The sequence below is a fragment of the Paenibacillus sp. J22P51 genome (genome assembly GCF_059692215.1).
The window spans coordinates 136,177-156,026 of sequence record NZ_JCAUAZ010000002.1; the positions used below are offsets into that span (position 1 = coordinate 136,177).

The window sequence follows — 19,850 nt, forward strand, 5'->3', positions numbered from 1 at the left end:
AAAGATGTGAAACGATCTTATTTGCTTATTTCATATATATCGTCTTTCATTCATGCTTATGAGAGTTTTTCATCTATCTTTGACTATATCATTTCTGTGGCTACAGTCAAATTCAAATGCGAGTAAGAGTCTCGTTATAACCATTTGTTACCGAAATCATGTAGGTTTCGTGACGCTTTATAGGGATCTTTGACGAAGTCAAAGTCTCTCTGCTAGGAATGAGGACTCGGATTTGAGTGGGAGACAGAGGTGGTATTCGTATTCGCAGTACCGGATCCAACCTTTTGAATTTCGTTCCACAATGCCACACTTCCCCAGAATAAAATGACGCCGATAATTAGGAGAGTTGTGCGCTTAATTGGCTTTCTTCCGTTCATGGTTAAATTCACCATCCGTCTTGATTGGTTTCATTCTCTTCTATGGTAAATGATGTATAGTGCTTCTTGCAAATGGAAACAATACGAAAAAACAAGAAGAAGGGGATAACGTGAATGTACATCGGTTCTTGAAGCAATTGAAGAAAAGGCTACGCTGGAAGCGCAGTTGGTTGACCCTAGGGATGTTCGTTCTGGTTGTTATCGTTACCTGGCTAGTTTTTGGAAATAATGACCTCCACAACCCGAAAGATACAATTCAAGCGACCATTGCTGGTTTAACGCCGGAAAATGATGCACGACGACTTCAGGAAGCTGCAAAGCTGTTGCAAAATATTTCGGATCGCAGAGAAAGCTACTTGCTCAAGTCCTATGTTTGTGGTGAAGAACGAAGTCAGCTGGGTTCGCATACGTCACAAGAATTACTCTCGCTGCAGAAACAGCATCCTAGTTGGCAGGTAACCATCCAAGAGACTGGCGAGGTTGTTTTTACGGAAAACATTGAAGATCTATCTCCAGACTGCAAAGAAAAAGCAGTATTCGGAATCGACGGAAGCAGCAATTTGTCGTTATTCAACGGTACCCCAGCAAATAATCACATCATTCGAACCTTTTTCCAACTCAATATACAGCAGTTAGAAAGCAGTTTGCCACGCGATACGGTTGCACAGCTGCACGAGGGAATCCGAGTCTCCGATATAGAGGAGTATAATAGCGTATTATCTACCTTCAGCGATTATGCCATTGAAGTTACGGAAGGTGCAATGTCGCGCCCCTAGTTCACACAATACCATAGATACAGCCGCAGAGATAGTTTCGGGAAATCCCGAGTCTATCTCTTTTTTTTGTTATCTGCTATAATGGAAAATGACTACATATGTTCGCTTTTTATTAGATGGGAGAGAAATATCTTTGCGTATTCTAGGGATTGATCCAGGGATCGCGATCGTAGGCTTTGGCTTTATTGATAAAATCGGCAGTAAGCTAGTTCCGGTACAATATGGTTCGATTCAAACGGAAGCACATACGGATCCTGGTATCCGATTGAAGGATGTCTATGACGCTACAGTGCAATTGATAGAGAAATATAAACCAGATGTGATCTCCATTGAGAAATTATTTTTTAATCGAAATGTAACAACGGCATTCACCGTAAGCCAAGCGCGAGGTGTGATGATACTTGCGGGCGTACAGGCTGGCTTGCCGATTGCTGAATATACGCCGCTTCAAGTGAAGCAAGCCGTTGTTGGATATGGAAATGCAGAGAAAAAGCAAGTGCAGGAGATGGTCAAAATTTTGCTGAAGCTGACACAGGTGCCGAAACCAGATGATGTCGCTGATGCGCTTGCCATCGCTATTTGTCATGCACATTCTTCATCACTTCAATCTAGGATAAATGAGGTCAGGAAAAGATGATAGATTTCTTACGAGGTAAAGTTGCCCTGCGTGAAAGTGATTATGCGGTTCTCGATGTGAATGGGGTGGGCTATCGGGTATTCTGTCCGAATCCATATGCGCTTTCGCATACGGAAAATGAGGATGTCACGATGTTCATCCATTATCATGTGCGGGAAGACGCTCATCTACTGTTTGGCTTTATCACGCGTGATGAGCAGTCCCTATTTCGCTTATTACTAGATGTGAGCGGCATCGGTCCAAAGGTAGCGCTGGGTATTCTGGCAGCAGGTGGAAGGCCCGAAGCTGTTATTCTAGCGATTAGCCAAGAAAATTTGGCATTTCTAACGAAGCTTCCTGGTATTGGGAAGAAAACAGCCCAACGTATTATTCTCGACTTGAAAGACAAACTGGGCTCTGTGAGCTTCTCGAGTCCGGAAGCTGCTGTCGCATTAAGTGTTGTCGGATCAGCACAATTAACAGAGGGCGGACTGCCTTGGAGCGAAGCGAAGGAAGCCTTAATGACACTTGGCTACACGGAGGCAGAAGTCGATCGTGCGTGGCTGCAAGTGAAGCCTAAAGCTGGGCCATCGGATTCCGTTGATGTACTTGTGAAGCTTGCCCTGCAAGCCCTATTTACCATGTAAGTGAATTGAATGTGCAAATGAAGGAGGGACACCATGGACAATGACCGGATCATATCGGCTAATTTTATGATGGAGGACAATGTGGTCGAGTATAGTCTACGTCCTCGTTATTTGGCTGAATATATCGGCCAGAAGCAGGCGAAGGAGAACCTCAAGATCTATATTGAAGCTGCCAAGATGAGGAAAGAAGCCCTTGATCATGTACTTCTGTATGGGCCGCCTGGACTTGGGAAAACGACGCTATCCAACATTATCGCCAACGAGCTTGGCGTGAATATTCGTACAACCTCCGGGCCTGCCATCGAGCGGCCTGGAGATCTTGCTGCCATTCTGACGAATCTGCAGGAGGGGGATGTGCTATTCATCGATGAGATTCACCGCCTCCACCGTACGGTGGAAGAGGTGCTGTATCCAGCGATGGAGGACTTTGCCCTTGATATTATCATCGGCAAGGGGCCTAGTGCGCGCTCTGTGCGCCTAGACCTGCCGCCATTTACCTTGATCGGCGCCACAACGCGTGTCGGGCTGCTCTCTGCGCCTCTACGCGACCGTTTCGGCGTCGTAAGTCGTCTGGAATTCTACACGGTGGATGAGCTAAGCTACATCGTTAGCCGGACAGCCGACATTCTGCAGGTCGGAATCGTGGGTGATGCAGCCCGCGAGATCGGCATGCGTTCACGCGGAACTCCGCGAATCGCGAATCGCTTGCTGAAGCGGGTACGCGACTTCGCGCAAGTGAGAGGCGATGGCATCATCACGATGGAGCTCGCCCAAGAATCGCTTCGCCTACTGCAGGTCGATGATTTGGGATTGGATGAAATTGACCATAAGATGCTGCGTGCCATAATTCAGAGCTTCCAAGGGGGCCCTGTCGGGCTTGAAACGATCGCAGCAACCATCGGTGAGGAAAGTCAAACCATAGAAGATGTATATGAGCCGTATTTGCTCCAAATCGGATTTATGCAGCGTACGCCTAGAGGGCGGACCGTGACGCCACAGGCGTATCACCACCTCGGTTTACCTGTACCAGAGCAACGCTAATTGATGGTTAGCAGCCATTTCAATGTGAGACATACGAGAAGCTTTTGCCTCTGCTGTAAGGCAGGCAGGAGCTTTTTCGTCTTTTTTGTCATTTTTTCTGCAAATCTTACAAAACTTCTGCCTTTTGCTAGAGTCTACATTACTATAAGAGTTAAGAAAGAAAGGAAACGATACCTTCATGTATGGAAGACATAAGCAACTGAATTCTAGACGAATCGCCATTTTGACGGCAGCTGTAATAACTTTCGCTACATTTTCCTCCCTAGGTGTTCTTGAGGCCAATGCAGAGGGAATTAAGCATTTGGACCAGATTCGCGTTGCACTTGTCATTAACGCTACCAAATATAAAAAGCTAGAGCCGCTAGTTTCACTCTCATCACCAGGAGGATTTGATATCGGTGTTCGAAGTTCAGCGAATACGGTGGCGGATCCATATGCTTCCATTTCGGATTCAACCATACGGATGTCATTGGATCAGTATAGTGTGATGATGCTAGAATCGTCAGACTTCGCAGCGGCCAAGACTTTGAACGCCAAACTGGCTGTTATGGCAGAGGAAAGCTATGTGTTAAGTCGTGTGAAATTAGGTAAGATGGTGTACCAAGTGTATTACGGGAATCTGCCTACGATGGCAGAAGCCGAAAATGCGGCAGCTCAAGCGTTGAAGGATCCAACAGTTGCTGCCTTAACGAAATCGGCTGCACCTGCGATCAGCGGTCCGCTCCATTTGAGTGCGGGAACGTATGCGTCAGAGGCTGCAGCACAGCAGCAAATTGCTTTGTACACACAAGCTGGTGTTGTAGCTGATCTCGTTTTACAGGCGGATGGGGCAGGCAAAGTTGGCTATAGTGTTTGGTTAGGGAATGAGGCAACTGATGCCAAGCTGGAGCTAGTGAAGCAAGCAGCGCTGAAAGCCGCACCCAATACACCTCTCCAAGCTGCGAATACGAAGGCTGCCTATCTGATCCGCAGGTTGGATGTAACCAACTCAAGCAGTCCCACGGTTGCTGTGCCTCATTATGTGACTGCCGTCGGTGAGCAGAAAACGGTGATTCATCCTAAGAAAATGGGCATCGCGGTCAAAGAGCGTATGGACCGCAGCTTCCGTGGAGACATGGAGGTCAGCACGTATCATGACCGACTAGCCTTGGTGAATGAAGTCCCAATGGAGCAATATTTATATGGCGTTATTGGTGCAGAACTTAACTCGCAATGGCCAACCGAAGCATTGAAGGCTCAAGCAGTTGCGGCGCGGACATTCGCTATTTATCAAGGAAATAAGTATGAGATTGCACAGGTTACGGATACAACGCTTGACCAGGCGTACTATGGTTTGGAAAAAGAATTTACGGCAGGCAACCAAGCGGTTGATGCCACGAAGGATGAAGTGATTTCAGACAAGAAAGGCTTGATTTCACCTGTATTTGGGTCGAATGCTGGTGGGATTACAGCAGATTCTACCGAGGCCTGGGGGAATTCAGTTGAGTACCTGCGTAGCGTAGCAAGCCCGGATGAAGGCGCTGAACAGGGCAAAGCCATTTGGTATCAGATTCAACTGACAGACGGGCGTATCGGCTTTGTACATAGTATGTATGTCAAGGACAGCGGGCAGAAGGACAAGTTAGGTAAGGCCATATACGAAGCTACCGAGCCAGATGTCAATGTGCGCATCGCGCCATATGTGGATAACGTTGCGAATCCTGCCATTGCAAAATTAGCCACTAAGGAAAAAGTCGTCATCCTTGGTCAAGAGAGGGAATCGAATGCGTATTCCTGGATAAGAGGTCCTTATACATTAAGTGAAATCAAGAGTAAGCTTGAAGCATTTACGAAAACGACTATTACTGGGGAATTAACCTCACTGCAGGTTTCCAAAAGAGGGCCGTCTGGCCGAGCAATCGAGCTGAAAGCGAACGGTGTTGTCGTGAAGTTGGATAATCCGGACGCCATTCGCGCCGCACTTGGCGGTTTGCCGAGCACGCTGTTTGAAATAGAAGGTGCAGGCAGTTATACTGGTACTAGCTCTAATGCTCCAAGCTTAGCTATCCTGAGTAGTACAGGGGTTGTTTCAACCAGCTTGACGCCTGATACCGTATATGTGTTATCTGGCAAACAATCGCAGCCAACAGCGGTGAAGACAACGGATATCATGACGTTAAGCAGCAAGGGGATAAGTAAGCCTGCGTTGGCAGGAACTGGGACTCCTGGACTCCCAACAAAGGGGGCGTCTACACTGCAAGGGAATCAAATCATTTTCCGTGGAAAAGGGTTTGGTCATGGTGTAGGTATGTCGCAATGGGGTGCAAAAGGCTTTGCCGAAAAGGGCTACGATTACAAAAAAATACTTCAGACGTACTATACTGGGGTCAACATAACGAAGGAATGAATAACTCACATGGAAGTACAAGCTTTCGATTTTGAATTACCTGAATCATTGATTGCCCAGACGCCGCTGCTGCAACGCACGGCGTCTAGGTTGCTTACGCTGAATAAAGAAACAGGCGAAACAGCTCATCGTACGTTCGAAGACCTGATTAGCTACGTAGAAGCCGGGGATTTACTCGTGATGAATGACACACGAGTCATTCCAGCACGGCTTTTTGGTATGAAGAAAGACACGGGCGCTAAAGTAGAACTATTACTTTTGAAGCCACTCGGCGAGGATCGTTGGGAGGCTTTGGTCAAGCCTGGGAAACGCATGCAATTAGGGGCTATTGCGGTATTCGGCGTGACGACTGACGAGGGAAGTGAACCGCTTCTAACTGCGGAAGTCGTAGATGTGGGAGACATGGGAGCTCGTATACTGCAATTCCGCTACACCGGAATTTTCAATGAGATCCTCGATCGATTAGGCGAGATGCCGCTTCCGCCTTATATCAAGGAGCAGCTATCAGAGCGGGAAAGGTATCAAACCGTCTATGCGAAGCATGAAGGGTCATCCGCCGCGCCAACGGCTGGCTTACACTTTACGGAGGACTACTTGGAGAGACTCAAGGCCAAAGGTGTCCGACTTGCCTTCGTAACACTGCATGTAGGTCTAGGCACTTTCCGTCCTGTTTCCGTGGACAAGATCGAAGATCACCAAATGCATGCTGAATTTTACATTTTATCAGCTGAAACAGCATCTCTAATTAATGAGACCAAATCAGCGGGGAAACGCGTAATTGCTGTCGGCACGACATCTGCACGTACACTTGAGACGGCCGCTGGATTGAGCCGTGAGCAGCCTGGTTACATTGAAGGTGAACCATTACTCATTCAACCGTCTCAGGGCTGGACGTCCATATTCATTTACCCTGGATACACGTTTGGTGTTGTAGATGCTTTGTTAACGAACTTTCATCTGCCCAAGTCAACGTTACTTATGCTCATTAGCGCATTAGCTGGTAAGTCGAATGTGATGCGAGCCTACGAAGAAGCTGTGAAAGAGCAGTACCGATTCTTCAGCTTTGGCGATGCAATGCTAATTTATTAAGACAATACACGAACAAGAAGAGCAAGCTTAGAATAGGAAGTGGATATCATGACAGCAGCAGTAACCTATGAACCGATTAAAACCTGTAAACAATCCGGCGCTCGCTTAGGCCGTGTACACACCCCGCATGGCGTTATAGAAACGCCTGCGTTTATGCCAGTGGGAACACAGGCAACAGTAAAGACGATGAGTCCGGAAGAATTGAAAACGATGGACGCCCAAATCATTTTAAGTAATACGTACCACTTGTTCATTCGTCCTGGACACGAAATTGTGAAAGAAGCAGGCGGCTTGCACAAATTCATGAATTGGGATCGCCCCATTCTGACGGACAGTGGTGGGTTTCAAGTATTCAGCTTAAGCAATATGCGTAAAATTACCGAAGAAGGCGTTCAATTCAAATCGCATTTGAATGGCGATAAACTATTTCTATCTCCAGAGAAGGCGATGGAGATTCAGAATGCGCTAGGATCGGACATCATGATGGCTTTCGACGAATGTCCGCCATTTCCAGCCGAATATGAATATGTGAAAAAATCGTTGGAGCGTACGACGCGGTGGGCAGAGCGCTGCCTGCAAAGTCATGCTAGACCCCAAGATCAAGGCTTGTTTGCCATCATTCAAGGCGGCATGCATAAGGATCTCCGTAAGCTGAGTGCCGAGCAGTTGACTTCCATGGATTTCCCGGGGTATGCTATTGGTGGACTGAGTGTGGGTGAGCCTAAGCACTTGATGTATGAAGTGCTAGATTACACAACACCGCTTATGCCTGTAAACAAACCACGTTATCTGATGGGTGTTGGCTCGCCGGACGCTTTAATTGAAGGCGCTATCCGCGGCATTGATATGTTCGATTGTGTATTGCCTACGCGGATTGCTAGAAACGGGACTTGCATGACAAGTTCTGGTCGTCTTGTCATTCGTAACGCCAAATATGCAACTGACTTTGGTCCGCTAGATTCCAAATGCTCCTGCTATACGTGTACGAATTATAGCCGCGCTTATATTCGACATCTCATCAAAGCGGATGAAACGTTTGGTATTCGCTTGACGACGATTCATAACCTTCACTTTCTATTACAGCTTATGCGTGAAGTGAGAGAAGCTATTAAGGAAGATCGTTTACTTGATTTCCGCGATACCTTCTTTGCCGCTTACGGGCTGAATGATAATGAAAGAGGATTCTAAGAGAGGAGGATACCTATGTTTTTATCAGCTGAAGAAGGTACTACTGGTGCAGTAGGATATTTGTATACATACGGGCCTTTAGTGCTCATGTTCGTAGTTCTGTACTTCTTACTTATTCGTCCACAGCAAAAAAGACAAAAAACACGTAGTCAAATGCTTGGAGGATTAAAAAAAGGGGATAAGGTAGTAACAATCGGCGGACTTCACGGCACGATTGTAGAAATCACAGATGACATTTGTGTACTTCGTGTCAACGATGCAACGAAAATGACATTTGATCGCTCTGCGGTTAATGCGGTTTCACAAACACCTGCTTCTAAAGAATGAGTCAATTTAAAAAGCGAGGACCTATAATAGGCTCTCGCTTTTTGTTTGCATAAACATATGAAATTTAATATTCATTATTCTTTACTCGACGCTTGAGTAGTGCGCGCTCACCAAGGATGAGCCGGCCTTCAGCAATGCGAAGACCCATTCGTGCAGCTACAACACCGAGTACAACACCTGCGCACATATCAGATAACCAGTGAATGCCTAGATAGAAGATTGTGAAAATGATGAAGGCTGCTGAGCAGGGAACGAAGATTTTCCAAAACTTATTTCGGCTTTTGACAGCGATAACCGCCATTGAAATGGAAATCGATGTGTGTAAGCTAGGGAAGCAGTTATCCAGTCCAGATAACGGTCTGTAATCTTGCTCAAACGTGGGAAATACATCTAAAATAAGCAGATCTACTTTTGGATGGAAAAACCACACTTCATTAACTGGGAAAAAGAGATAAAATGGAATGGCAATCATATAATTGAACATGAGTGCATAACAAACCGCATAGAAAAGTTTATGATTCTTCTGGTACGTGTAGAGTGCAATGGAGGTAATCATGATGGATGGGAAAATAATAACATAGAAATAACTACTGATGACCGTAAGGATATCATTATGGAAAAAGTGTTGAATCGTTGCAACAAAGTCACCTTCGATGCCATAGATCGACTTCGTAAAATCGGCTTTGTATTGCATTCCTTTTTCGATCGCCATCTCCATCTTATTGACCATTAGGATCATAAGCAGCGCGATGAAATGTAAAAGGAACTTACGTGAAGTAAATATTTCTTGAACCAAGCTGCTCGCAATGGTGTATGGACTCTTTCGCGTTGCGATAATTACAAAAGCGAAAATTGTTAGTACAATATAGACTGTCGCATGCGTCATAGATTGAAAAGGGCTCATGTTGTATCCCCCCTTATATTGGAAGTTTTGTGCGGCAATAACTATGACATTATACCACATTCAACGGGGGGGAAGTGCAATCTTCACGGAAAAGACTTATTTCTGAGTATTTACACCAAGTATGCCTCCGAGCGCCCCAGATGCGAATAAAATGCCAAGTAATTGGAGGGATTGAAGATTCAACCCTGCATCAAATGCCAGAAAACCGACTAAGAAAATAAGAATGAAGTAGAAAACGCCGACCATGCCCCCGTGATACCAGCCGCGGCTTCCGCCTCGTTTACCTGAAACCCATCCTCCAATAAATAAGGAGACCGCGTGGATGATGGTTGTTAGCGTGTGTAAGGAGCTTTCTTGTGTGCTTGTTAAAAGTAAAAACAAGGAGGTCACGATGGTTCCAATGGTCATCATAGTAAATGAATAGACGAGTCCTGAAAATAAAGGCGATGTTATTCGAACCTGACTGACCGTTTTCATAGGGTTCACAGGCATCATTCCTTTCCTATATTCGAACGCTTCATTATCATCATTGTATGGCCAAGCACATAGAATTAGTACAAACTATAGATCAAAGGAGTGTGATTATTTATGACTGAATTCTCTCAGGGTCCAGCTATGTGGCAAGCAATAGCAGCTTTACTTATTTTCGCGGCAGCTTATGTTTGTATATTAATTGAAAAATGGGATCGCATGTACACCGCGCTTGGTGGAGCCTTATTGATGCTGATATTAGGCATTGTTCCACTCCAAAAGGCACTAACCACCTATGCGAACTGGCCAATTCTAATCTATCTCGTGAGCCTTTTCATCCTATCCAGCCTCTTTCAGAGAACCGGCATAATTTCTTATATCGTAAGTTCAATCGTTCGAAAATACCGTATGAGGGCATTAACGCTGATCATTAGCCTATCGCTTCTAGCAGCGCTTATTTCTGCCCTGTTGGACAGCTTAATGGCTGTCGTTGTCATAGTACCCTTTATTATTGTTGCTTCGAAAAAGATGAGGCTGTTACCAGCTCCGTTTCTAATCTCCATGCTATTATCCGTACATATTGGCGGAGCAGCCACCATCATGGGAAATATTCCTAGCCGTATGCTTGGGGCTTCTGGACATATCTCGGCAGGGGACATGTTCATGAAGCTGTTGCCTTTGATCTGCTTGCTATTAGCCGTGGTCTATCTCATTATGTGGTTGATCTATCGAAAGCGTTTGGTTGCAGCTGAAGCTTATATGCGTGAGCTGCTCAGCATAAAGCCAAGTTCCTATTTATCCGCAAATAGAGGGTATGTTCTGGGAAGCAGCCTGATAACGGGCTTGACCATTGTTACGCTTTGTCTTCATGGTGTACTAGCTTGGAGCCCAGCCTACATTGCGGCCTCTGGTGCTCTTGCTCTACTCGCGATGAATTACAAAGACATACTAGATCTTTTTAAAAACAAAGATTATGGTCTGGTCTGGCATCATCTGAAAGAAACGCAATGGCTGTTTTTCTTAGGCTTATTCATTATGGTTGGGGGCTTAACTTATGCAGGGTTTTCGGGGTTCATTGCAAGCAGAGGTCTTGAGCTAAGTCAAGGCAGTATTCCCTTTTTGTCCATTTTGCTGCTATGGTTGAATACCTTTGGTGCTGCAATGATGGACAACATCCCATTCCTAGCTGCTATGATTCCAATCGTTGACCATATGGAGCAGCTTATAGAGGTATCCACACAGCCGATTTGGTGGGCATTGATCGTAGGAAGCGGGATTGGAAGCGGTGTAACGCTAATCAGCTCAATCGCAAGCTTATACGCGGCATCATTTACTTATTATGATGGAGTAAAGCTAAAACAAAGTGAGTATGTGGTGGTTGCTGCCCCGATTTGTTTCGTTCTGCTGTTGATTTCTACGTTGTATTTCAAATTATTCTTGTTGTAATTGCCAACAATTGAATACGTAATATCTGCATGATGAAGTGCGTTGGCGGTCAGAATACCAGTGAACTCCGAGAACAAGCAAGAGCTTAGATCAGGGAGGTTGCAATGGATATTCTGACCATTTTTTTGCGTACGGTGCTTATCTATTTTGTCGTATTTCTCATGCTTCGTATCATGGGAAAACGTGAGATTGGTAAGCTGTCGCTTTTCGATCTTGTCATTTCCATTATGATTGCGGAAATTGCAGTTTTCGTGCTTGAGGATACGAAGAAGCCTCTTATGGCTGGCCTTTTACCGATGGCGACATTGGTGCTTATTCAAGTTGTCATTGCTTATATCACGTTAAAAAGCCGAGCCATTCGTGTGCTTTTCGATGGTAAGCCGAGTGTTCTAATCAATAAAGGAATGATCAATCGCGAGGAAATGAAGAAGCATCGTTATAATTTAGATGATTTGATGCTGCAATTAAGACAAAATAAAGTGATGAACGTGGCTGATGTGGAATTTGCCATACTGGAGCCTTCGGGGAAATTAAGCGTAATTGAGAAAGACAAGGATGGGAAAGAGACAGGTGCTGGCGTCACGAAGTTAAAAGAAACCATTCGTTATGAAGGCTTACCGCTGCCTCTGATTATGGATGGTAAAGTCCAAGACGATAATTTAGAGAAAATCGGGCAAACAAGGTTTTGGTTGAAAAATCAGCTCCAAGAAAATGGGGCTAGGGATTTTAAAGAAATATTCTATTGCTCGATAGATCATCGCGGCAGAATGTTTCTCGATCGTAAGCGATAAGTCGCGATTCAGCGTATTATTTTTTTGCCCATATTCATCAGACGTCCAATATCCTTAAGACTAATGAGTCGGAATACGGTGATGAAAAAGATATAAGAGAAGAGACCTAGAAGTAAGGCGGAGACAAAGCGAATCCAAGTCACGGAGACCCAAGGTGCATACATGATGACGTAGCTAACAAGGCCAGAAAGCAGCATGGCCGCACCAATTTTTACGAAACTGCTGCCTTCCATCCGGAATTTGAGTAGTCGGACTACACTGTTCCAATGCAGCAAGGTAACTAAGACAATATTGACATTAATCGCAAATACGGCGCCGTGAATGCCCATTTCAGGTTTACTGGCTAACCAGTAGATCAATGCCAGCTTAACAGTCGAACCAATCAAGGTATTGATTAGCGCAGCTCCTGGCTTGTTTAATGCTTGCAAAGCAGATTGCAGCGGGGCTTGAAAATAAATAAAAATCGCAATGGGTGCCATCATTTTGAGCATGACACTGACATCGGGCTGATTGTACATATACGTACAAATGGGTTCAGCAAGAACGAACATCAGGACTGCGAATGGGGCACCTGTAACTAAAGCGAGCTTCAAGGATTGATGCAAACGCATATGAATCGTTTTGAGGTCTTTGCGAGCGGCTGCTTCACTTAGCGAAGGAACTAAAGAGACGGATAATGACATCGTAAGTGCGCTTGGTAGAAGAATGATGGGAATAATCATGCCTTGTAATGCGCCATATTGTGCGGTTGCAAGGGAAGTCGTAATACCAGCGATCGCTAAGCTTTGTGCAATTAAGATGGATTCAAGTAAATAGGAGCCGGCACCGATGAGCTTGCTTCCAGTGATCGGGATGGAAATGCGTAAGATTCTACGTAAATTCGTAAGTCGCCCTGTCGTTTTCTTCGTACCGATGTGGGCAAGAGGAGACTTTGGTGAAGCTTTTTTATCCCATCTAAAATGAATGGCCAAGACAGCAAGTCCGCCAATTTCGCCTGCTAAGACGCCAATCATCGCCCCGGCTGCCGCGTATTCAATCCCGTAAGGAATCATCATATACGAACAGACTAAGACCATGACGATACGAATCAATGTCTCCATAATTTGTGAGGTCGCGGTAGGAATCATATTTTGTCTGCCCTGAAAGTAACCGCGATACACTGCCGATACACCAATAATGGGAATCATGGGACTCATACATAGGAAAGTGTAGTAAACGCGTGAATCTGTTAACAAATGCGATGTGATCCATGAGGCTCCTACGATGCAGATAAAAGTAAAAATGATGCTTAGGGTTATAGTGATCGCTAAAGATATGCGCAAAATACTGCGAATGCGGGTCTCATTTTTCTCTGCCTCCGCTTCTGCAATCAACTTGGCGATAGCGATAGGAATGCCTCCGGTAATGATGGTTAAAATAACAGATAGGAAAGGCCACCCCATTTGATATATACCAATGCCTTCGGCCCCGATCACGCGCGGTAAAGTCATTCTGGGTATGAAGCCAAGTATGCGATTCAAAATACCTGCGGCGAGCAGGATCATTGTACCTCTAATAAACGACTGCTTGGTCACTGCCATACCCTCTTCCGATAGTGTCATACCTATGACTATGCGCGAGCTGGCCAAGCTCATGCTAAGATTTTAGGGACAAGGGCGTATTTGGCAGGAAATTGCGAGGTGTCTCTCGAATTACCGTACATACAGGTTAAACCATGCCTTAGGAGGATCCCCCAATGAATGACGAACAGGATAATGGAAGCGAAGAAGAGAATCCGGGTCTTTCGGATCATGAATTGAATGAAATCATCGAAAACTTATGTTTGAGCAAGGTTGAGGAATTTGTTCTGCTTGGGTACGAGCATGTTACCGGCAAGGATATATGGGATTGTGTAAGTGATAAATACCGTAAAACAGGGTTGCCCTCTCTCCATCAAATCGTAAATGACATTTTGTCCCTCAAATCTACAGCGTTTATGAACTGGATGACGATTAGTATGTATAGAGGAGCCCAATTCTAAGAATGGGCTTATTTTTCATGAAACGACTTAAATTGACTCGTTTTTCAGACCTGAGTATAATAGGCATATTGAGTATTGAAGGGAGACTAGCAACAGATGCTGGATTGGAAAAGAATTTCGTTCTTTTTTCTAACGGTTGTCATTGTTCTTGGCGCAGTTGGAGCAACGAGCCCTAGACTAGTAGAACGTATTAAGCTTGGATTGGATTTAAAAGGCGGTTTTGAAATATTGTACACCGCGGAGCCGTTAACGGCTGGACAGCCCCTCACGAAGGAAACGCTTACGGAAGCTGCACAAAGTCTTGCAAAACGTGCCGATTCCCTCGGTGTTGCTGAACCTGAGGTGTACCCAGAAGGATCAGATCGTATCCGTGTTCGTCTAGCGGGTGTAGAGAACGAAGAAGAAGTTCGTACCCTGATGTCCAAACCTTCTGTACTTACTTTCAGAGGTCCTGATGGAACGGTTTACATGAATGGAACTGACTTCGTCGAGAATGCAGCGAAATTAAGCTATGATCCGAATACGAAGCAACCGATCGTTGAGATCAAAATGAAAAGCAGAGAGAAATTCAAGGAAGTAACAACGAAGCTGGTTGGCAGTACGTTGTCTATTTACTTGGATGATGTTGTTCAGTCGACGGCATCGGTTAATTTCCCAATTGACAGCGACTCCGCAATCATTACACAAACGAATGTTGCTGAAGCAACCAAAGTAGCGAAAATGATTAACTTAGGCGCAATGCCGCTTAAATTAACGGAAAAATACATACAACGTGTTGATGCTACATTAGGGAAAGCATCCCTTCATGAGACAGCTAGAGCGGGGCTAATCGCTTCGATCTTGATCTTCTTGTTCATGGTGCTTTACTACCGTGTACCAGGTCTAGTAGCGGCTTTCACTTTGATCACGTATGTTTGGGTATTATTAGCGATCTTCGACTTTATGAATGCCACATTGACATTGCCTGGTATCGCTGCCTTAGTCTTAGGAGCAGGGATGGCTGTTGATGCGAACATTATCACATACGAACGAATTCGTGAAGAAATCCGTGCAGGCAAGAGTATCCTTTCATCCTTGAAAGCAGGGACAAAGCATTCCTTCCGTACGATTATGGATGCGAACGTAACAAACTTAATTGCAGGTATCGTGCTTTATTATGTAGGTAACGGTGCTATTCGCGGATTCGCAGTTATTACGATGATGAGTATTATTATCAGTATCTTAACGAACGTATTGTTCTCCAGATGGCTGCTGCATCTTATTATCCGAGGTAATTTGCTGAAAAAGCCAAGTTATTTCGGTGTAAAGGAGGCAGATATCCGTGGACTCTAAGCAAAAGTATGATTTTGTTAAAAATCGCAATAAATTTTTCATCATATCGGCCGCAATCCTGATCATTGGGTTAGTCATTATTTTAACCTCGGGCATGAATTTCGGTGTCGATTTCAAAGCGGGAACGAATATCGACCTTGTTGTCGGTAAGCAGTTGGATAGTGCTAAGGTTGAGGAAATTTTGCACGGATTGAACACAAGTGGTGATGTGAAATCGAAATATGCGGATCCTACAATTGGTGGTAATAATAGTGATCGCGTGTCGATCCGTTTCGATGACGTTCTTGACGATGCGACGGTGAACAAGATCCAAAAAGCATTTGCAACAGCCTATAGCGCTGAGGTTTCGAAGGAAATCAATACCGTTGATCCGCAGCTTGCTAAAGAATTATTGCTTAAAGCGGTATACGCAGTCGCAATTTCAAGCGTATTAATTTGCTTGTATGTGAGTATCCGTTTCGAATGGCGATTTGCCCTAGCAGCAATTATTGCTATTTTGCACGATGCGTTCATCGTTATTGCGATGTTTGCCATTTTCCGCTTCGAAGTGAACCTTCCGTTCCTTGCGGCAGTTTTGACCACGATCGGTTACTCCATCAATGATAAGATCGTTATCTTTGACCGGATTCGTGAGAATCTACGTTTCGCTAAACTTAAGACAGACGCTGATCTTGTTGCTTTGGTCAATGACAGTATCTGGCAAACGATGGCGCGTAACATCAATACGGTACTCGTGGTGTTAATTGCTGCAGGATGTTTATATCTGTTCGGCAGTGAGTCCATTAAGTTATTCGCATTGGCCAAGTTAATTGGTTTAACGAGTGGGGCTTACTCGTCTATCTTCATTGCATGTTCCTTATGGTATTTGTTCAAAAGAAATTCATTATCACGTTCTAAAAAGAAAGCTGCAGCGTAATAACCATAATAACCGGCCGCGTGATTGTTGCGCGGCCTTTGTATCCGTTCAGGGGGAATGGCCACGTGAAAGACGAGGGTTTTCATAAGACAGAATACGCGCTTTGGGTAGGCATGCTGATCCTTTCTGTTCTGACTTGTCTGAATGGTATAGTAGGCTTTCAGGCGCATAGTATTTCGCTGCTCGCAGCAGCGGCTCAATCGGCAGCAGGGATTTGTGTGCTAGCTGCTGCTATCGGGAGAGTAAGAACAACGAGGATGCAGCTTGAGGGTGCTTCTTATCGAAGGTTGGATGGGGAAATTTCAGTCGGTTCGATTCTACTTATTGTCCTGATCATGGTGATTGGCACTGAAATGGGCATTATATCGGTCAAATCATGGATAAATCATGCGGAGATTGAACCTGGTAGAATTACCCTAATTGTTTTAGTGATTTCGCTTCTTACAAAGGAATCCATGTTCCAATACTTGCGTAGACTCGCCAAACAAGTTGGAACAGAGGAATTCATTGCCAATGCGCGGAGACAGCGTTCCGATATATACTCTTCTTTTGTAGTCGGGATAGGTATACTATCGACGATGCTAGCGCATGTAATGGGATATGGCGCACTTTATTATGCAGACGCATTAGCTGGACTTCTCATAGCACTTCTAATTTGTAAAATGGGATTCTCTTTATTCAACAAAACGATATCTACCTCAGCAGAAAACGTTCTTCATCAGGAAGAGGCAGCTGATTTCGTTACAGCCGTTCAAAAGATTCATGGTGTGATTACTGTTGATGATCTATGCGCTAGAGAACACGGACATTATGTTGTAATCGAAATGACGATCAGTGTGAATCCTAGGCTCTCCGTCTGGGAGGGGCATGAGGTATCGAAGAAAATAAAACAACAGCTGATGAAGCAGTACCATCATGTGACCAATGTGTTCATTCATGTGAATCCCTACGATGCAGGCTATCCCTATAAACAACAGGCAGATATGGAAGCAAGCGAGCTGCCATCTGTTCTACACTAATTCACAGTTTTCTAAATCTAAGCTATCATGAAATTTTCTTAGGAAAACGCCAAGGAGGACTCACCAAGTGCTAGCACCGAAGGCAAGATGGAACATTGGAAATGCGGATGAAGCGCTTGTGGAAGAATTTGTACGTGAGCTGCAGTTGGAACCCTTGGTTGCCCGTATTCTAGTGCTTCGAGATATCCGCAGCGTGCCAGAGGCCAAACAATTTATGCAGGGTGGCATCAGCGATTACCATGATCCCTATTTGCTGGACGGGATGCTTCCAGCTGTGGAGCGAATCCGCAAAGCGCTGCAGAACAACGAGATGATCCGTATTTATGGCGATTATGATGCCGATGGTGTCAGCAGTACATCCTTAATGGCACATTTGTTAAAAGGATTAGGGGCTCATTTCGATACCTATATCCCTCATCGGATTCGCGAGGGCTATGGTCTTAATCGCGCTGCTATTGCGTTAGCGAAGGAGCAAGGTGTCGGGCTGCTCATTACCGTGGACACGGGAATCAGCGCCGTTCACGAAATTGCGTATTGCCAAGAAATAGGCTTAGATGTGATTGTAACGGACCATCATGAGCCGCCAGAAGTACTGCCAGACGCTTTGGCTGTGATTAACCCTAAGAAGCCGGGCTGTCCTTATCCTTACAAGCTATTAGCAGGTGTAGGTGTTGCATTTAAGCTCGCACATGCGCTGCTGGAGCGATTTCCAGAAGAGCTTCTTGAATTCGCGGCGCTTGGAACGGTTGCCGACCTAATGCCGCTAACAGGCGAGAATCGGTTGATCGTGAAGATGGGCTTGGCACGCATGCAGGATTCCAGTTACGTGGGATTTCGTTCCCTTATTGGTGTTTCGGGCATAGAACGGAAAGAGATTACCGCAGGACATATCGGATTCTCGCTTGCTCCCAAAATTAATGCTAGCGGTCGGTTAGAAGCAGCCGACATTGCCGTTAAGCTGCTTACTACGACAGATGAAAAAGAAGCGGAGCAAATTGCCTTTGAATTGGATATGCTGAATAAGGAGCGTCAACAAATCGTTGAGGATATGGTTCAAGAAGCCTTTGCGATGGCTGAGGAGCAGAGAGCGAAGGGCTTGGATAAAGTCATAGTCGTAGCCAAAGAGAACTGGAACGTTGGAGTCGTTGGGATTGTTGCCTCGAAGATTGTGGAGAAATTCTATCGCCCAACGCTGGTACTTAGCATTGATCCTGTGAAGGGGATGGCCAAAGGCTCTGCGCGTTCGATTGTGGGCTTTGATTTGCACAAGGCATTGACAGCTTGTAAGGATCTTCTCGACCACTACGGAGGTCACCAAGCAGCGGCTGGAATGAGCTTGGACAGTAGTCATCTGGAAGCTTTCGCACTCCGATTAAATGAGCTTGCAGAAGCAACGTTGACTGAGCAAGATTTCGTACCTGTCTTACGCGTAGATAATCAGTGCAGCCTAGCGGATGTTCCTATAGCAAGCATTGAGGGGTTAGAACTGCTAGCACCTTTCGGTATGGGGAATCCATCGCCTAAATTTATGTTTACTGATTTAGGACTTGAAGATATTCGAACCATGGGCAAAGAAAAGCAGCATCTGAAACTAGGACTTTCTCAAGCGAAGGATGAAGTCAGCTGCATGGTTGAAGCAGTAGGCTTCGGCAAGGGAAGTTTAGCAGCGTTAATTGCCCCCTCGGCCAAGGTTGATGTGCTGGGTGAGCTCTCGATTAATGAGTGGAATGGCGTTAGGAAGCCGCAAATCATCATGCAGGATCTGCGCATCCAGCACACCCAGGTATTCGATTGGCGAGGTACGGGACAATTGCATCTGAAGCTTGCAGCGCTTGCGAGCAATCTCTCAGCGGGGGGGGCGGTGCCGCCTCGGTCACCTGGTATCCTACTTTTTGATGAAGCGGACGTAGCCTTATTCGAGTCAACTGCTTCGCAGGTCGGTCATCATGTGCCTTATTGGATTGTACAGGATACCGAACAAGTGAGGCCAGGCAATGAGGCAGCAAGCGGGGTGATGTTCGGTGAGCTGCAAGATGTCATTTTGTACACATTACCTCGTCGTATTGCCAGTCTGAAAGGGGTACTCCAGCAGGCAACAGGCATGATGCGGTGCTATCCTGTATTCGCAGAACTTGGGCAGGATAGTGGAAATACATTGCCTTCCCGGGAGATGTTTAAGATGCTGTATGGCACCTTGCAGAAGGAGAAGTCACTTCAACTGCAAGATACCAGAATGATGACTGCTTTTAGTAAAAGATCGGGATTATCACTAGGTATGATACATTTTATTTTATCTGTCTTCGAGGAATTAGAATTTGTAGTGAAACATGATAATATGGTTACATTGAGTGCCACTCCGGCCAAAAGAGATTTAACCACATCACGATTGTACCAGCATCGATTGCATCGACAAGAAGTTGAAGCCATTGTTATGTATTCTTCAGCGAAAGAGCTGGAGCAATGGATCGCTGATAACATAAAATAAAAAGAGTTTACATTGGAGG

At 45.3% G+C, this 19,850-nt stretch carries 18 protein-coding genes; 15 read left to right on the top strand and 3 right to left on the bottom strand.

From position 1 onward, the window contains the following. Positions 1-487: 487 nt before the first annotated feature. The 8 genes from AC58QC_RS05395 to yajC all read left to right on the top strand — a co-directional run bounded on the left by AC58QC_RS05395 (position 488) and on the right by yajC (position 8,447). Positions 488-1,153, top strand: a complete 666-nt coding sequence (locus tag AC58QC_RS05395; RefSeq protein WP_497414178.1) for a BofC C-terminal domain-containing protein — start codon at positions 488-490, stop codon at positions 1,151-1,153. A 133-nt stretch (positions 1,154-1,286) separates the two neighbouring features. Next, on the top strand, positions 1,287-1,790 hold the full coding sequence (ruvC, locus tag AC58QC_RS05400; protein ID WP_497414179.1) for a crossover junction endodeoxyribonuclease RuvC: 504 nt from the start codon (positions 1,287-1,289) through the stop codon (positions 1,788-1,790). Continuing rightward, a complete protein-coding gene (gene ruvA, locus AC58QC_RS05405; protein WP_497414180.1) occupies positions 1,787-2,416 on the top strand; it encodes a Holliday junction branch migration protein RuvA in 630 nt (209 codons plus the stop codon). Before ruvC ends, ruvA begins: the two co-directional genes overlap by 4 nt. A 33-nt stretch (positions 2,417-2,449) precedes the next feature. Continuing rightward, positions 2,450-3,457: a Holliday junction branch migration DNA helicase RuvB gene (gene ruvB, locus AC58QC_RS05410; RefSeq protein ID WP_497268972.1), complete on the top strand. Its 1,008-nt coding sequence runs from the start codon at positions 2,450-2,452 to the stop codon at positions 3,455-3,457. 178 nt (positions 3,458-3,635) lie between these two features. Next, entirely contained in the window at positions 3,636-5,843 is a 2,208-nt protein-coding gene (locus AC58QC_RS05415; protein WP_497414181.1) for a SpoIID/LytB domain-containing protein, read from the top strand. A 9-nt stretch (positions 5,844-5,852) separates the two neighbouring features. Next, positions 5,853-6,932, top strand: a complete 1,080-nt coding sequence (gene queA, locus AC58QC_RS05420; protein ID WP_497414182.1) for a tRNA preQ1(34) S-adenosylmethionine ribosyltransferase-isomerase QueA — start codon at positions 5,853-5,855, stop codon at positions 6,930-6,932. Between the two features lie 48 nt (positions 6,933-6,980). Continuing rightward, positions 6,981-8,120 (top strand): tRNA guanosine(34) transglycosylase Tgt, encoded by a 1,140-nt coding sequence (tgt, locus tag AC58QC_RS05425; RefSeq protein WP_497414183.1) that lies wholly within the window; start codon positions 6,981-6,983, stop codon positions 8,118-8,120. Between the two features lie 15 nt (positions 8,121-8,135). Continuing rightward, the gene (yajC, locus tag AC58QC_RS05430; RefSeq protein ID WP_497414184.1) at positions 8,136-8,447 is read left to right on the top strand and encodes a preprotein translocase subunit YajC; all 312 of its coding nucleotides are present in this window, start codon (positions 8,136-8,138) and stop codon (positions 8,445-8,447) included. A gap of 64 nt (positions 8,448-8,511) precedes the next feature. On the opposite strand, the gene AC58QC_RS05435 is transcribed toward yajC, so the two are convergent. Further along, complete coding sequence (locus AC58QC_RS05435) at positions 8,512-9,351, bottom strand: phosphatase PAP2 family protein (RefSeq protein ID WP_497414185.1); 840 nt, start codon at positions 9,349-9,351, stop codon at positions 8,512-8,514. Between the two features lie 96 nt (positions 9,352-9,447). Continuing rightward, the gene (locus AC58QC_RS05440; RefSeq protein ID WP_497414674.1) at positions 9,448-9,828 is read right to left on the bottom strand and encodes a TIGR04086 family membrane protein; all 381 of its coding nucleotides are present in this window, start codon (positions 9,826-9,828) and stop codon (positions 9,448-9,450) included. A 111-nt stretch (positions 9,829-9,939) separates the two neighbouring features. Between AC58QC_RS05440 and AC58QC_RS05445 the strand changes: the two genes are divergently transcribed. Beyond that, complete coding sequence (locus tag AC58QC_RS05445) at positions 9,940-11,268, top strand: ArsB/NhaD family transporter (protein WP_497414186.1); 1,329 nt, start codon at positions 9,940-9,942, stop codon at positions 11,266-11,268. 104 nt (positions 11,269-11,372) lie between these two features. Continuing rightward, positions 11,373-12,059: a DUF421 domain-containing protein gene (locus AC58QC_RS05450; RefSeq protein WP_497414187.1), complete on the top strand. Its 687-nt coding sequence runs from the start codon at positions 11,373-11,375 to the stop codon at positions 12,057-12,059. Positions 12,060-12,067: 8 nt separating this feature from the next. On the opposite strand, the gene spoVB is transcribed toward AC58QC_RS05450, so the two are convergent. Further along, positions 12,068-13,633, bottom strand: coding sequence for a stage V sporulation protein B (gene spoVB / locus AC58QC_RS05455; protein ID WP_497414188.1), 1,566 nt, complete (start codon positions 13,631-13,633; stop codon positions 12,068-12,070). A 161-nt stretch (positions 13,634-13,794) separates the two neighbouring features. Between spoVB and AC58QC_RS05460 the strand changes: the two genes are divergently transcribed. The 5 genes from AC58QC_RS05460 to recJ all read left to right on the top strand — a co-directional run bounded on the left by AC58QC_RS05460 (position 13,795) and on the right by recJ (position 19,831). Continuing rightward, positions 13,795-14,079: a post-transcriptional regulator gene (locus tag AC58QC_RS05460; RefSeq protein WP_497414189.1), complete on the top strand. Its 285-nt coding sequence runs from the start codon at positions 13,795-13,797 to the stop codon at positions 14,077-14,079. Between the two features lie 96 nt (positions 14,080-14,175). After that, complete coding sequence (gene secD, locus AC58QC_RS05465) at positions 14,176-15,411, top strand: protein translocase subunit SecD (RefSeq protein ID WP_497414190.1); 1,236 nt, start codon at positions 14,176-14,178, stop codon at positions 15,409-15,411. Beyond that, positions 15,401-16,327 carry a protein translocase subunit SecF gene (gene secF / locus AC58QC_RS05470; RefSeq protein WP_497414191.1) on the top strand — a complete coding sequence of 309 codons (927 nt, stop codon included), beginning with the start codon at positions 15,401-15,403 and terminating at the stop codon, positions 16,325-16,327. The genes secD and secF overlap by 11 nt, the downstream gene beginning before the upstream one ends. Before the next feature lie 65 nt (positions 16,328-16,392). Beyond that, positions 16,393-17,346: a cation diffusion facilitator family transporter gene (locus AC58QC_RS05475; RefSeq protein ID WP_497414192.1), complete on the top strand. Its 954-nt coding sequence runs from the start codon at positions 16,393-16,395 to the stop codon at positions 17,344-17,346. Positions 17,347-17,413: 67 nt separating this feature from the next. Next, entirely contained in the window at positions 17,414-19,831 is a 2,418-nt protein-coding gene (gene recJ, locus AC58QC_RS05480; RefSeq protein ID WP_497414193.1) for a single-stranded-DNA-specific exonuclease RecJ, read from the top strand. Positions 19,832-19,850: the final 19 nt, after the last annotated feature.

Bases quoted from the DNA above. Each gene is read 5' to 3' on its own strand.
- ruvA (WP_497414180.1), top strand. From the start codon at position 1,787: ATGATAGATTTCTTACGAGGTAAAGTTGCCCTGCGTGAAAGTGATTAT.
- ruvB (WP_497268972.1), top strand. From the start codon at position 2,450: ATGGACAATGACCGGATCATATCGGCTAATTTTATGATGGAGGACAAT.
- AC58QC_RS05415 (WP_497414181.1), top strand. From the start codon at position 3,636: ATGTATGGAAGACATAAGCAACTGAATTCTAGACGAATCGCCATTTTG.
- queA (WP_497414182.1), top strand. From the start codon at position 5,853: ATGGAAGTACAAGCTTTCGATTTTGAATTACCTGAATCATTGATTGCC.
- tgt (WP_497414183.1), top strand. From the start codon at position 6,981: ATGACAGCAGCAGTAACCTATGAACCGATTAAAACCTGTAAACAATCC.
- yajC (WP_497414184.1), top strand. From the start codon at position 8,136: ATGTTTTTATCAGCTGAAGAAGGTACTACTGGTGCAGTAGGATATTTG.
- AC58QC_RS05435 (WP_497414185.1), bottom strand. From the start codon at position 9,351: ATGAGCCCTTTTCAATCTATGACGCATGCGACAGTCTATATTGTACTA.
- AC58QC_RS05440 (WP_497414674.1), bottom strand. From the start codon at position 9,828: ATGAAAACGGTCAGTCAGGTTCGAATAACATCGCCTTTATTTTCAGGA.
- AC58QC_RS05445 (WP_497414186.1), top strand. From the start codon at position 9,940: ATGACTGAATTCTCTCAGGGTCCAGCTATGTGGCAAGCAATAGCAGCT.
- AC58QC_RS05450 (WP_497414187.1), top strand. From the start codon at position 11,373: ATGGATATTCTGACCATTTTTTTGCGTACGGTGCTTATCTATTTTGTC.
- AC58QC_RS05460 (WP_497414189.1), top strand. From the start codon at position 13,795: ATGAATGACGAACAGGATAATGGAAGCGAAGAAGAGAATCCGGGTCTT.
- secD (WP_497414190.1), top strand. From the start codon at position 14,176: ATGCTGGATTGGAAAAGAATTTCGTTCTTTTTTCTAACGGTTGTCATT.